Origin of the sequence: Paenibacillus phyllosphaerae, from assembly GCF_014192105.1 — a bacterium.
Taxonomy (GTDB): domain Bacteria; phylum Bacillota; class Bacilli; order Paenibacillales; family Paenibacillaceae; genus Paenibacillus_Z; species Paenibacillus_Z phyllosphaerae.
In genome coordinates, this window is the sequence record NZ_JACHXK010000021.1 from 47,473 (window position 1) to 60,878 (window position 13,406).

Here is a 13,406-nt window from a genome sequence, read left to right on the forward strand (position 1 = left end):
CTATCGGGGAGAATTGACCTTCCCCGACGATCCAGAAATGCAAAATAATACAAAGACAATGCCTATCAAGTAAAAGTTGCTACTGCCGATATATATATAGTATTACATCGAGAAGATAGATGATCCTTTCCAAGGATTAGAGGAGAAACGTTATGAGCAAAAACAGAAAAATTATGCATATTTTGAGCAATACCGCTAGACAATTCCTTCTTATGCGCAGCAAGTTGATACTTGCTTTTTTGGCAGTTCTCATTGTTCCTAGTGTAGTCATTGGATACTTTTCCTATGACAGCGCAAAGCAAACGGTACAGGAAAAAATGACAAGTGGAACTAACTCGAGCATGGCGCTTGTGACGAATAGCTTGCACAATTATTTTTCGCCGGTTGTGGATGAAGTCAATCTGCTGGCAGAAGACCTTAACGGTCTGACGGAACAAAGCCAGACAGCCGAACATTTTAACCGTTTTAAGAATCATTTTACCAATTTTGAAGCCTTAGTATTGGTCAATGATGCAGGAACGTATACAGCGGTTCCGGCCGTCGAGCAGACGGACTACGATCCTAGACAGGAAACCTGGTACAAGGAGGCTTTAGCCGCTTCAGGTAAAGTTGTTATTTCGCCTCTTGCCAAAAATGAAGCTACTGGAAATTTTATCACTGTAGTGTCTCGAATGCTGAATAATGGAAATGGCGTATTGGCCGTTTCGTTAAACCTAACCCCGCTAGCCGAAAGCTTAAAAGGGACGAAGATTGGCGACACCGGAACGATGATGGTAATCGATTCGGCGAACCAGGTCGTCACCGGCACCGGTTTTGTGTTTGACGTCGGTGCTGTCCAAGTCGGTGGGCCAATCGAAGGTATGATTACAGTCCCGGACAGTTTGCCAAGTGATTTAACAACGATAAAAAAAGAGGTTCTTCCCCTACAGAATATGGACATGGAATTCTACTCCGCAGTTGAGCCGGTTACAGGCTGGAGTGTCGTTAGTATTATTGCTCTGAATGATTATGCAGTTGCAGCCGAACCGATCTTAAACCGGATGCTCCTTGTCCTGGGTATTGCAGTTTTGCTTGCGGGTATCATTATTTTCTTCATGATTCGTATGGTGCATGGTCCGCTGAAGCAGCTAAAGCAGGTTACGCGCAGCGTCAGCAATGGCGATCTGACTGTAGCCGTAGCGATGAAGAGAAGGGATGAATTCGGCGATTTAGCTGCGGATTTCAATGTGATGATTACTTCGCTTCGGTCAGTTGTCTCTGAGATGCATTCGACCTCGATGAAGCTTTCCGCTTCTTCTGAATCGATTAAGGATAGCTCGGAGCATACAGCACAATCCGTTCAGCACGTAACCGAAACAATTATGGAAACGGCAGAAAATGCGATGAGCGGCGCCGAAGTCTCGAAGCAGACCGAAAAATCTGTTGTCGAGATGGCCAAAGGCGTCAGCTCTATTGCCAAGTCGGCTGGCGTTATCGTCTATTCCGCCGAGCAGACGGAAAAGGATATTGCGCTTGGCAGCAAGACATTTGGGCTCGTACGCGGTCAGATGAACCGTATACAGGAAGCAGCTTCTGAATCCGCTCTGCTCATTGGTGAGCTATCCGGGCTTTCAAGTGAAGCTGAACGCATGAGCCAAAGCATCGCGGATATTGCGAAACAGACTAATCTACTGTCATTAAACGCCTCGATTGAAGCTGCTCGCGCAGGCGAACATGGGCGCGGCTTTGCTGTTGTTGCTGGTGAAGTGCATAAGCTGTCCGAACAATCAAAGGAAACAGCCCATGCTATCGGCAGCAACATTAATAAGATGTTTGCGTACATTCAAAGAATAAACGACACAATGCATACCCATGTACAGGAACAAATCGGAGAAGGCCTAAGAGTCAGCCAAGAAGCGGTGACAGCTTTTACTAATATTGAACGATCTACAAGCCAGATTGTCGAACAAATTCAAGGCATCTCAGCAGTAGCAGAGCAAATTGCGGCAAGCACAGATCAAGTATCGACAAGTGTAACTGAGCTGGCGAATATTTCGAAGCAGTCTGCCCAAAGCGCTCAGACTACATCCGCTGCTGCTCAGCAGCAGATGGCCTCAATGGAGGAAATTTCCTCTTCGACACAGGAGCTAGCTGTCATGGCGTCTCAACTTCAAGAGACGGTCAAGCGCTTCACCCTTTAAGCCTCGTAGGAAAGCTGCCCCGCGTCTTCAAAGATGACGCGGGGCAGCTTTTCTCATTAAGATAAGCGTGTGACAGGAGACAGTTGCACGAGCTGCTCCATAATAAGTCGGCTTGAACAGTTCGGCTGCATCGGCTTTTTTAATTAGATGGCAGCCGACCAGATGATCGGCTGCCGTCCCCAGAAGCTTAGGTATCTCAAACACCTACCAAGGAAGCAGTTCTCTTTTGTGAAAGAAGCCGCCGGTCGGTCCATCTTGAGGGAGCGTAGCCAACCAGACCGCACTCTCTGCTCCCTCGTGGATCTCCATTGGGGCATCGGCGCCGCCCATATCGGTTTTGACCCAGCCTGGATGGCAGGCATTCACCTTGATCGTTGTGTCGCGAAGCGCAATGGATAGCTGCACGGTCCAGGCATTTAACGCTGCCTTCGAAGAGGTGTAAGCAGGGACAGATCTTACGCCGTACATGGGGTTGGTGAGCAAGGTCCCAAGTGAGCCAAGAATACTGGACTGATTCACGATACGACCGGCTGGACTTGCCTTAAGTAAGGGCAACAGCGCGTCCGTGAGGGCAAGGGGACCAAAGAGATTCACCTCAAAGCTGGCGCGTACAGCCTCGACAGGAGTTCCCAGGTGATCCGTATATACGCCCGCATTGTTGATCAGAATATCCAGTTTTCCGAATTCAGTTTCAAGTCTTCTCACCGCTGCTTGGATATGATCGGGGTTCGTGATGTCCAGTTCTATACCGTGTGCTTCAATTTGCTCTTCGCGCAAAAGAGTGGCGGCGGCTTCAGCCTTGGATAAGCTTCGTGCTCCAAGAAGCACAATTATGCCCAACTGGCCAAGCTGACGTCCGATTTCAAGACCGATTCCCTTATAGGCTCCTGTAATTAACGCGACTTGTTTCGTTGTTGCCATGTGATTACCTCCAACGTTTTAGTTTTGTACTGAACAGTACATAATGGTCAAAAAAAATTAGTCGAGCAAGAGAATGATTTGTTGTACAGCTTGCTCGACTAGAGTAATATCCGGATTGGATTTCATTGTGACGGCGAGGCCAACGGCCGAAATGACGATAGCACTCGCTAAAGCCGGCGCATAAAGGGTTTCGGATAATTCCCCGCTTTGTTTACCCTTTTCAAGGATCGACTGGATCAGCTCCGTAATCTGCTGCTGGTAAACCCTAGTGAATTGGGTAAACCCTTGATGATGCGGAGCCAGTTCTACCATCGTATTCACGCACAAGCAGCCTAACTCCGGTCTGTGTCCATCTGCACTGCTAACAACTCCTTGAAGATACAAGAGTACGGCCGCCTTAGCTGATGGCGCACTTTCAAGCTTTTTTTGGATGAAGGCGAGACTGCGTTCAGCATAGAGCGATAAGGCAGCTTGGAACAACGACTCCTTGTCCCCGAAGGTACTGTACAGGCTCGGTCGCTGAATTCCCATTGCACTTGTCAGATCGCTTAAAGATGTGGCCTCATATCCTTTTTCCCAAAACACCTGCATGGCAGCAGTTAATGCTTGATGTTCATCAAATTCCCGGGGCCTTGCCATTATGACTTCTCCTTTTTGTACCGATCGGTATATAACGAATATAATCAATTTTGCATTTTCTGTCAACTGTGGGAATGAGGTGAAAAGGAAGAGCCATGGCAGCTGCTCCATTTCACATTAAACTACTGGACAACACTGCCTAGTTATAAAAAATTCCTAGAATTCAAAATATTGGTCACAAATGTTATACTAACGATCAGAACAGGGAATCTTCGATTTCTACCGAGGAGGGATCCAATTCCGATGAATTTGGCCGTCAAGTGGATGCAAAAATTCAAAGACCGCGAAACCCAGTCTAAGCTGAAAGTCTATCAGGACAAAGTAGAACTCATCAGGCAACGGAATTTGGAAGTATGGGACGATGGGGAGCTTCAAGCTGAATCCCTCCGGCTGCAAAAAGAAGCAAAATCGGGCACGCCTTTGGATGAGCTGCTGGTCGATGCTTATGCGTTGGTCTGCGAAGCAGCGAAGCGAAAGCTCGGATTACAGCCTTACGATGTCCAGATCGTGGCTGCGATCGCACTGCATGAGAGATTTGTGATCGAGCATCATACCGGAGAAGGCAAAACGCTTTCTGCTGTTATGCCCGCTTATCTGAATGCGCTGACCTGCGAAGGCGTTCATGTGCTGACTTTTAACGATTATTTGGCCAATCGGGATGCGGAATGGATGGGTCCGATCTATCGTTTCCTTGGGTTAACCGTAAGCTCGGTTCAAGCGGGTATGAGCTTGCCTGAGAAAAGGGAAGCGTACGCGAAGGATATTACTTATGTGACGGCCAAAGAGGCGGGATTCGATTATTTGCGCGACACGATCGCCCTGAACGAAGTCGATACCGTGCATCGTCCATTCCACTACGTCATCGTCGACGAAGCGGATTCATTGCTTCTTGATGAAGCGCGGGTGCCGTTAGTCATCAGCGGCGAGACGGGCGCTGCCAGCGACGATCGTATTCGTTTCGCAGAAGTGGCTCGGCAACTGGAGCAAGCAGAGCACTACGTCTTCGATGAGTTCCAACGGAACGTATACTTGAATGAAGCGGGCGCAGCCAAAGCGGAGGTACTGCTGGGATGCGGAAATTTGTACGATAGCCATAACAGTCAGTTGTTAATCTTATTGAATTGCGCGCTGCATGTGGAATCGTTATTGAAAAAAGACGTCGATTACATCGTCCGGGACGGGAATATCGAGCTGATCGAAGAATATACCGGCCGCGTGGCGGAGAACCGGTATTTGCCGGACGGATTGCAAGCCGCGCTTGCGGCCAAAGAAGGACTGCAGCCGACAGCTGGCGGGAAAATTCTCGGGATGATCACCCTTCAACACTTCATTAGTCTGTATCCGAAGATTGGCGGAATGACGGCTACCGCGCACGCTTCCGCAATGGAATTCGAAGATATTTATGAGCTGCAGGTCGTGCGAATTCCGCCGAACCGGCCAAACGTGCGGATCGATCATCCGCACCGGATTTATACCCATAAAGAAGCCAAGCTTAAGGCGCTTGTACACGAAATCTCAACCGTCCATGCGAAGGGGCGTCCCATCCTCATCGGTACGTCGAGCGTCGAGGAGTCTGACTTGTTGGCGAAGGCGCTGGCTGTTGCCAACGTACCTTGCCATGTTCTAAATGCGAAGAACGACGCGGAGGAAGCTGAGATCATCGCCAAAGCGGGGGAGGTCAGTGCCGTGACGGTGTCCACGAATATGGCGGGACGCGGCGTCGACATTCGGCTAGGCGGAGGCAACCCCACGCAAGCGGAAGCTGTCGCCAAGCTGGGCGGGTTATATGTGATTGGTACCCATGTCAACGAAAGCGTACGGATCGACGACCAGCTGCGCGGGCGTTCCGGCCGTCAAGGCGACCCGGGTGCATCCGTATTTTTCGTAAGCTTGGAGGACGAGTTGATGCTTCGCTTCGGCATCGATAAAGCATTTCGCGCTCCCAGACAAAATGAGGCTCTCGAAGATTCAGTGCTCCGCAGCAAGCTCGCCCATATTCAGCGCGTGATTATGGGGCAGAACTTCCAAATTCGCCAGGAACTGAACCGTTATTCGGATATGGTGGAGGATCAAAGGCGAATTTTATACGCGGAAAGACTCGGAATTCTGCAAGGCGAGAAGCCGATGAGCCCCTCGGAGCAGCGGGTACGGCTTTACTATATCGACGAGTGTTGGGCTGACCATCTGGCATACGTTTCTTACATTCGAGAAGGCATCCACTTGGAGAGCCTCGCTAGCGGCAATCCGATCGACGAGTTTCATCTGCAGATCACCCAAGCATACGAACAAATTCCAGCTAAAATAAATAGCGAGTCGGCGAAGATGCTTGCAAAGCTCGAAGGTTCGAATGAACCGGCGAAATGGGAAGCGTTCGGTCTGCAGAGTCCTACTTCCACTCGGACTTATATCATCAACGATCAATACATCGAGAATAAACGGAGCTCATGGACCGCAATGACTGTATTCGCTTTTGGGATTCGGAAGATGTTGAGGCCGATATTCAACCTATCCGAATTTTGATGCAACAGGTATTCGAGCAGCCATCCAATTAATCGAGAAAATAGCTAGTTCAACTAACAGCCCCGGTGCATAGTCGCGCCGGGGCTTGCGGTTATTCATCATTCGCGCTACTCATGCCAGCGGCACGTTGAGGAAGAGAAGCTGTCTTTTGAGCGCCGCGGGTGCTTGAGGGACGGCTCTTCGTCGACGCTGCGCAAAACTTCGATAAAAAGGGTAACGTTTCTGAAAAGAAGGATACGGAATCGTTCGTCCGATTGCCTTACTATGAAGTTGAAAGCAATTATTCTTAGCAGGCGAAGGGAGAAGTTCTGGTGTCCAATAACGCGATTAGACCCGGGCAGGTCTGGCTTGACACGGAGGGCAAACGAATTCACGCTCACGGCGGTTCCATCTTATATCTTGACGGCGTCTTCTACTGGTATGGCGAGAACAAGGAAAAGTCCACGCCTGGCAACGGAATCTGGCATTGGGGCGTTCGCTGTTACGCTTCCCGCGACCTATACAATTGGGAAGACAAGGGGTTAATCATTCCACCTGACCTCGAGAACAAGCAATCCTCGTTGCATCCGTCCCGATTCATGGACCGGCCGCATATCATCTACAACCGGTCGACCAAGAAATTCGTCTGCTGGCTCAAAGTCATGCAGCCGGATCACTCCCAGAAATCGACCGTTCTGATTGCCGATGATATTCTCGGTCCTTATACGATGGTTCGTGACGGCCTGAAACCGCTTGGCATGAGCGCAGGAGATTTTGACCTCGTGGTGAATCCGAGCGACGGCAAGGCTTACTATTATTTCGAGCGCGTGCACAGTGAACTGATCTGCGCCGATCTTACCGATGATTATACGGACGTAACGGGCTATTACTCGACCCATTTTCCGCAATCCCATCCGCCTTACGTTCGGGAAGCGCCGGCCCACTTCTATCGGAATGGCTTACATTATCTCGTAACGTCCGGCACGACCGGTTACTTCCCGAATCCGTCCGAAGTCGCTTGCTCCAAGCTCTATCATGGGCCGTTCGAGGTGCTTGGCGACCCTCATGTCGGGGATGAGTCGAATACTTCGTTCCACTCTCAGATCTGTTCCGTATTCAAGCATCCGCACAAAAAAGATCTGTATATCGCTTTGGCGGATCGCTGGATCACGGAGCATACGCCAGGCAATCCGCAAACGTACGAGGAAGCGGCGGCGATCTTCGACCGGTTGTTCGGGCCATCCGATACGTCTGAGCTGAACGGAGATAACTTCGCCCCCGTCGATACGTCCAAAGCGACTTTCGTATGGCTGCCATTCCGCTTCGACGGGAAGATGGCGTACCTGGATTGGAAGGACGAGTGGAGAATCGAAGATTACGAGTAGCAATCGAATCGCCATGCCTTCTACTTGGAAGGTATGGCGATTGTCGCTTCAGCAACTATGACTTGCCGGATCGGAATGTTCCCCGGTATTGGCTTGGACTTATTCCCATCACCTTGCGGAACACCTCGCGGAAGTGAGCGGCATCCTGATAGCCGACGCTCTTGGCGACATCGGCAATCTTCCTGTCGGTGTCCGTCAACAGCCGGCAGGCAAGTTCGACCCGCTTATGCTGCAAGTATTCCGAGAATCCCATCCCCGTTCGCTGCCGGAACAGGCGAATGAAATGCCGCTCGCTTATGCCGGTCTGCGCGGCTAATTGCTCGACCTTCCACGGTTCCGCGATCTGCGCCTGGATATCGTCGAGTATGCCGGTTAGTTCGGTCCGTCCCGTTTGATCCAAAGTCCGGCTATCTTGGCGGTTGGGGTTAGATTCTAACATGCGGGCAATCTGAACCGTCAGCTGAAGCAAACCGGCAAGCAGACTGGTCTCGAAGCCCCCATGCTGATCCGTGAATTCCCGATGCATCCGTTCGAACCAAGGCGCGAGCTCCAGTTGGGTATCCATCAGAGATAGATAGGTTCCGGGCTGGCCGCCAAAGATGCGCAGCGGGTCCTCGCTCTTGCTGAGCGGCGATAACCAGGCGGTAAGCTCCCCGATAAATTCGTGGCGGATACATAGATTGTAGACTAAGAGACGGCTCGACGTACCGCTGGGGCGGAAAATATGGGAGGTGCCCACCGGTATGACGTACAGGCAGCCTTTACCGGTTCTATTGATCTGGTCCGCCACATAATGATAGCCTTCGCCCGAGAGGACATACACGATCTCTAGGTAGGCATGGCTATGTTCTCTGAGCTCGAAGCCCTCGACCCAACGATTGAGGAAAATCGGAAAGTCACCGCGAAAATGTTCTTCGATGGGTGAAAGAAAAGCAGGCGCTTTCCCCGCTTTGTTCGAAGTATTGGTAATCATGTCATTTTCTCCTATGCCAAATGTCATTTGTACCTGCTTTGTGAATGTTCCGCCTATTATACAATCTATGTAATGAGATCGAAAGGGGCAAGATCAATACATGACGAAGACGGTTCAAAAGCAAGCAGCTACTTGGATTTGGTTTCCGGGCGATTTTGAGATTCGGCTGCATGAGAAAATGTCGGCCAAGCGGACTGCACGCGGAGTCGCCTATCCTGCCTATTGGCGGCTTGACCGGCACTATTCGAATGTCAAATTCCGTTACACATACGAATTGGAGCAAGAAGAGGAGATCACGATCGCTGCCGAAGGCGTATTCTCTCTTTATCTGGACGGAAGGGATAATTACCGCGCGAATCGTTCTACCGTCAAGCTTCCTGCAGGCCGCCACGAGATTATGGTAAGCGTGTTCAATGATACGGAGGTGCCCGCGCTCTATATTACGGGGAGCACGATTCGGACCGGTTCCGACTGGGAGGTGACCTCTTACCAGAACGATTGGCTGTCCGCAGGCTCGTGGACATTCGACTCCCCGGCTCAGAAGCCGTCTGCGTTCCGACTCGCTGTTACGCCTCAAGAACCTGCCTCGGTCGACATTCGGGACGGCTATCCACTCATCGACTTCGGGAAAGAAACATTCGGCTATCTTCGCTTCCATAACGTGACAGGGAATGGGGAAGTGAGAATCTATTACGGAGAATCGATGGCTGAGGCACTGTCGCCGGATAAATGCGTCACCTTGGATGTCTTCAATACGCAAGAAGCGGCAGCCAAGGAGCAAGATGGCATCTACACGTTGGAAGACGGCAAAGCGTTCCGTTACGTATGGATTCATGCCGATCCGGGCGTAACTTGGGAGCGGGTATCAATGCTTTATGAGTATGTTCCCGTTACGTACCGGAGTTCGTTCGAGTGTTCGGATAACAAATTGAACGAGATTTACAAGATATCGCTCTACACGCTGCATTTGAACACGAGAGAATTCTTCCTGGACGGCATCAAGCGGGATCGGTGGGTCTGGTCGGGTGACGCTTACCAAGCGTTCTTAATGAATTACTACAGCTTCTTCGACCTCGATGTCACGCGCAGGACGCTCGTCGCGCTGAGGGGAAAGGATCCGCTGGCGATGCATCAGAATACGATCGTCGATTATTCGCTGTATTGGTTCGTGTCCTTGTACGACTACTATCTCTATACGGGAGACCTGGCCTTCATTCGCCAGAATTACGAGCGAGCCGTATCGCTGATGGCATTCTGCCTGAAGCAGCGGAACGAAGAAGGATTCATCGAAGGAAGACCCCAGGATTGGGTATTCGTCGATTGGGCGGATCTTACCAATACGGGAGCCGTAAGCACGCTGCAGATTCTGCTGGCAAGGGGACTGGAGGCTATGCGTGCGTTCGCCGCCCTTATGGACGATGAAGCAGCGGCCGCTGCGTATGGCGATCTAGCGGAGGAGCTGAAGCGGAAGACGCTGCAGCTATTCTGGGATGACGAGAAGGGCGGTCTGCTGCATCATCGGGTTGACGGCGAGACGAAGCCAACGCTGACGAAGCATGCCAACATGTTCGCGATGACTTACGGTTACTTGTCGGAGGAACAGCGAGCAAGCGTTGTTCGCAGCGTCATGCTGAATCCGGAAGTACCCCGTATCCGGACGCCTTACATGCGATTCCACGAGTTGGCTGTACTCTGCGAGAGCGGAGAGCACGATGTCGTGCGCCAGGAGATGCTTTCGTATTGGGGCGGCATGATGGACCTCGGAGCAACCTCATTCTGGGAGGAATACGATCCATCGCTTGCGGATGACCGGCATTACGGCATGTACGATATGCCATTCGGCAAGAGCCTGTGCCACGCTTGGGGCGCCGGACCGATCTATCTGATCGGCAAATACTATCTGGGCATAACCCCTTCATCGCCAGCCTACGAAACCTACCGGATCAAGCCGTATTTGGGAGGGCTCCAGCATATGAAGGGGACGGTTCCGATCGGGGAAGGGCAGATTACCGTTGAAATGGATCTGTCTACGATCCATGTCGAGACCACCAGCGGTTCAGGCGTGCTTTCCTTCAGCAGCAAGAATCGCCCTGAGTGCGCGGACGGCGAAATCAGGCATATCGAGGGAATCGATTATGAGTTAGCGATAGAGGCAGGCAAGCGTTACAGCATCACTTATCAGGCGTAGCGCGGCATTGATAGCTATGTGGCAGGAACTCCCCCGAGCGGGGAGTTTTTGCGTTAGTAGCAGCTAGCTCATGTAGGATCGCGTTCCCTGCCGGTACTGGCTCGGGGTCTCGTTGAAGATTTCCTTGAACTTCTTATGGAAGAAAGAAAGGCTCGAGTAGCCGACTTCCTCGGCAATGTCCGCGATCGGAATATCGGTGTTCTTCAAGTATAACGCGGCCTTGTTCAGTCGTTGCAGCTGCAGCAGATCCTTGAACGACTTGCCGGTCGTCCGTTTCAGGATGGCAGACAGGGCATTCGGATGGAATTTGAAATAAACGGCCATATCGACCAAGGAGCAGTCCGTGTAGTGCTCCTCGATGTACCGCAAATAATCGACGACCGAGGAATCCTCCGTGCTCCGGCTATGCGCGGAAAGCTGGAGATCGTCGATATGCCGAATTAGTTCCGTGAACAAGATGACGAGGTACGAATTAATGATATCGTGCGAATTGATCCCCCGGTCGAAATACTCGCACATGAGCTGCTCCATAATTTGCCCGGTCTTCACTACGCCGTGCAGCGGGAAGTGGAGGAACTGGTTGGTCTTGCGCTTGTCGATGAGCGAATGGATGAGGAATTCGGAGATGATGCTCTTGCTGGTGATCCGACTTATGAACCCGGTGGAGAGATAGTCATGCTTCAACTTCATATCGACCACGATATCTTCTTCCGTCGTTTCCAGCACGGTGTGGGGCGTCATCTTGTCGATCAGCATCATCCCGCCTTGGGAAAGGGGAATCTGCTGGTCGTTAATAATGACCGTGCATTGACCGCGATATACATAGACCATCTCGATATACGGATGGACATGCATCGGCACGCTCGAGAAGGGACGCTGGATCGAGATGACGAGCTGGTCGTCGATCAGCTTCTGCGTAATGTCGAAGGTCAAGTCGAACATGAAGACCGGAATTCCGTTGATCTTTAGCGCTTTGGGCTGCAGTCTTGCTTTGAGCGCCTCCCAATTAACAATTCCGTTGTTGTTGTTTTGCAAATATGCATGCAGCTCCGATGTCTCCATCCCCGTGCATCTCCCTTCCTTGTTGCGCTACGAAATCTGTTCCCTAAGTATAGCCTTTGCCGATGGTCGCATCCAGCCCTTAAAATTCGATTCAAGCATAGAAGCAGTACGAAAATCAACGTTTTCGCGCCAACTGGGAATCAATTGCAGTCCTCGTCGATTTGATTCGAGCATATAAACGCTTTCATATCGGCATTATCAGCCTCTGCCAGGACTGCTATGATAGGTCCAAGGTTCGAGATGTAAGAACTGCAAATTTACCCATAGGAGTGGACCAGATGACATTTGCTTTTCCCCAAAACTTTATCATCGGCTCGGCGACAGCGGCCTATCAAGTTGAAGGTAACAATACGAACAGCGATTTCTGGGCGGAGGAACAAGCGGAAGGTTCGCCTTACGCCGACAAATCGGGCGATGCGATCGACCATTACCGGCTGTATCGGGAAGATATCGCCTTGATGGCGAGCCTAGGATTGAAAGCTTACCGCTTCTCGATCGAATGGGCGCGCGTGGAGCCGGCACCGGGCCAGTATTCCAAGTCGGAGCTTGCGCATTACCGCGATGTTTTGTTGGCTTGTTACGAATACGGCCTAACGCCTGTCGTAGCCTTGCATCATTTCTCGTCTCCGCAATGGCTCATGCGGTTCGGCGGCTGGGGCGGCGAAGAGACGCCTGCGCGCTTCGCCAAGTACTGCGAAGCGGTCTTCCAAGAGCTCGGCGATCTGATTCCTTACGTCCTTACTTTCAACGAAGTCAATCTCCCGGTCATGCTGCGCGAAACGTTCAGCAATATCGGCTTGATCCCGCCGGTCGGCATTGACGCTGCGGCTTGGTCGGCGCCGAAGTGGCGGGAGTCTGCGGCAGCGCTGTGCGGTACGACGGTCGACCGTTACGTGACGTTCCATATGATCTCGGACGAGCAGAAGATCGCCTTGCTGATGGAAGCCCACCGTCTCGCCAGACAGACGATTAAGCGGTTGCGGCCTGATACGCAAGTCGGCTTGTCGATGGCACTGTCGGATGTACAGTCCGTTCCGGGCGGCGAGGAGGTTGCTGCGCACAAATGGCAGATGTACTTCGAGCAATATATTCCGATGCTGGAAGGCGATGATTTCTTCGGTCTGCAGAATTACACGCGCGAAGTGTATGGACCGGAGGGCCGGGTGGCGCCTGCTGCGGACGCCGAGCTCACCCAGATGCGATATGAATACTATCCGGAAGCGTTAGGCGAAGTAATCCGCAAAGTATCCAAAGCGATTCAGCTTCCGATCTTCATAACCGAGCATGGGGTGGCGACGGATGACGACGAGCGCCGGGTGGAGTTTATACGCCGGGGTCTCGCCGGGGTGCAGGCATGCTTGGAAGAAGGGATCGATGTTCGGGGCTATCTGCACTGGACAACGTTCGATAACTTCGAGTGGAATGCCGGTTATTCCATGCGGTTCGGCCTCATTGCGGTCGATCGCTCGACGCAGGAACGGCAGGCCAAAGAAAGCGCCCGGTATTTGGGCCGCATCGCGGAATCGAAGACGATCTAACTGATATGCGTTCGGACTTAC

9 protein-coding genes are annotated in these 13,406 nt (G+C 51.6%); 5 read left to right on the plus strand and 4 right to left on the minus strand.

All coding sequences use genetic code 11. The features are described from left to right. The first annotated feature begins 152 nt into the window (after positions 1-152). A complete protein-coding gene (locus FHS18_RS28490) occupies positions 153-2,180 on the plus strand; it encodes a methyl-accepting chemotaxis protein (protein WP_183603797.1) in 2,028 nt (675 codons plus the stop codon). A gap of 204 nt (positions 2,181-2,384) precedes the next feature. Here FHS18_RS28490 and FHS18_RS28495 read toward each other — a convergent pair whose 3' ends face one another. Both FHS18_RS28495 and FHS18_RS28500 read right to left on the minus strand, forming a co-directional pair. After that, on the minus strand, positions 2,385-3,101 hold the full coding sequence (locus tag FHS18_RS28495) for an SDR family oxidoreductase (RefSeq protein ID WP_183603798.1): 717 nt from the start codon (positions 3,099-3,101) through the stop codon (positions 2,385-2,387). 57 nt (positions 3,102-3,158) lie between these two features. Beyond that, on the minus strand, positions 3,159-3,851 hold the full coding sequence (locus tag FHS18_RS28500) for a TetR/AcrR family transcriptional regulator (protein WP_246427972.1): 693 nt from the start codon (positions 3,849-3,851) through the stop codon (positions 3,159-3,161). A 132-nt stretch (positions 3,852-3,983) separates the two neighbouring features. Between FHS18_RS28500 and FHS18_RS28505 the strand changes: the two genes are divergently transcribed. Further along, on the plus strand, positions 3,984-6,260 hold the full coding sequence (locus FHS18_RS28505) for a preprotein translocase subunit SecA (protein WP_183603799.1): 2,277 nt from the start codon (positions 3,984-3,986) through the stop codon (positions 6,258-6,260). A 311-nt stretch (positions 6,261-6,571) separates the two neighbouring features. Then, positions 6,572-7,624 (plus strand): family 43 glycosylhydrolase, encoded by a 1,053-nt coding sequence (locus FHS18_RS28510; RefSeq protein WP_183603800.1) that lies wholly within the window; start codon positions 6,572-6,574, stop codon positions 7,622-7,624. Between the two features lie 55 nt (positions 7,625-7,679). On the opposite strand, the gene FHS18_RS28515 is transcribed toward FHS18_RS28510, so the two are convergent. Further along, positions 7,680-8,597 (minus strand): AraC family transcriptional regulator, encoded by a 918-nt coding sequence (locus FHS18_RS28515; RefSeq protein ID WP_183603801.1) that lies wholly within the window; start codon positions 8,595-8,597, stop codon positions 7,680-7,682. 100 nt (positions 8,598-8,697) lie between these two features. Here FHS18_RS28515 and FHS18_RS28520 point away from each other — a divergent pair, with 100 nt between their 5' ends. After that, positions 8,698-10,785, plus strand: coding sequence for an alpha-L-rhamnosidase-related protein (locus FHS18_RS28520; protein ID WP_183603802.1), 2,088 nt, complete (start codon positions 8,698-8,700; stop codon positions 10,783-10,785). Between the two features lie 63 nt (positions 10,786-10,848). Here FHS18_RS28520 and FHS18_RS28525 read toward each other — a convergent pair whose 3' ends face one another. Next, entirely contained in the window at positions 10,849-11,847 is a 999-nt protein-coding gene (locus tag FHS18_RS28525) for an AraC family transcriptional regulator (protein ID WP_183603803.1), read from the minus strand. A gap of 278 nt (positions 11,848-12,125) precedes the next feature. On the opposite strand from FHS18_RS28525, the gene FHS18_RS28530 reads away from it, so the two are divergent. Further along, entirely contained in the window at positions 12,126-13,385 is a 1,260-nt protein-coding gene (locus FHS18_RS28530; RefSeq protein ID WP_183603804.1) for a glycoside hydrolase family 1 protein, read from the plus strand. Positions 13,386-13,406 lie beyond the last annotated feature (21 nt).

Coding starts and splice junctions, on each gene's coding strand:
- FHS18_RS28490 (WP_183603797.1), top strand. CDS start 153: ATGAGCAAAAACAGAAAAATTATGCATATTTTGAGCAATACCGCTAGA.
- FHS18_RS28495 (WP_183603798.1), bottom strand. CDS start 3,101: ATGGCAACAACGAAACAAGTCGCGTTAATTACAGGAGCCTATAAGGGA.
- FHS18_RS28500 (WP_246427972.1), bottom strand. CDS start 3,851: ATGGAGCAGCTGCCATGGCTCTTCCTTTTCACCTCATTCCCACAGTTG.
- FHS18_RS28505 (WP_183603799.1), top strand. CDS start 3,984: ATGAATTTGGCCGTCAAGTGGATGCAAAAATTCAAAGACCGCGAAACC.
- FHS18_RS28515 (WP_183603801.1), bottom strand. CDS start 8,597: ATGATTACCAATACTTCGAACAAAGCGGGGAAAGCGCCTGCTTTTCTT.
- FHS18_RS28520 (WP_183603802.1), top strand. CDS start 8,698: ATGACGAAGACGGTTCAAAAGCAAGCAGCTACTTGGATTTGGTTTCCG.
- FHS18_RS28525 (WP_183603803.1), bottom strand. CDS start 11,847: ATGGAGACATCGGAGCTGCATGCATATTTGCAAAACAACAACAACGGA.
- FHS18_RS28530 (WP_183603804.1), top strand. CDS start 12,126: ATGACATTTGCTTTTCCCCAAAACTTTATCATCGGCTCGGCGACAGCG.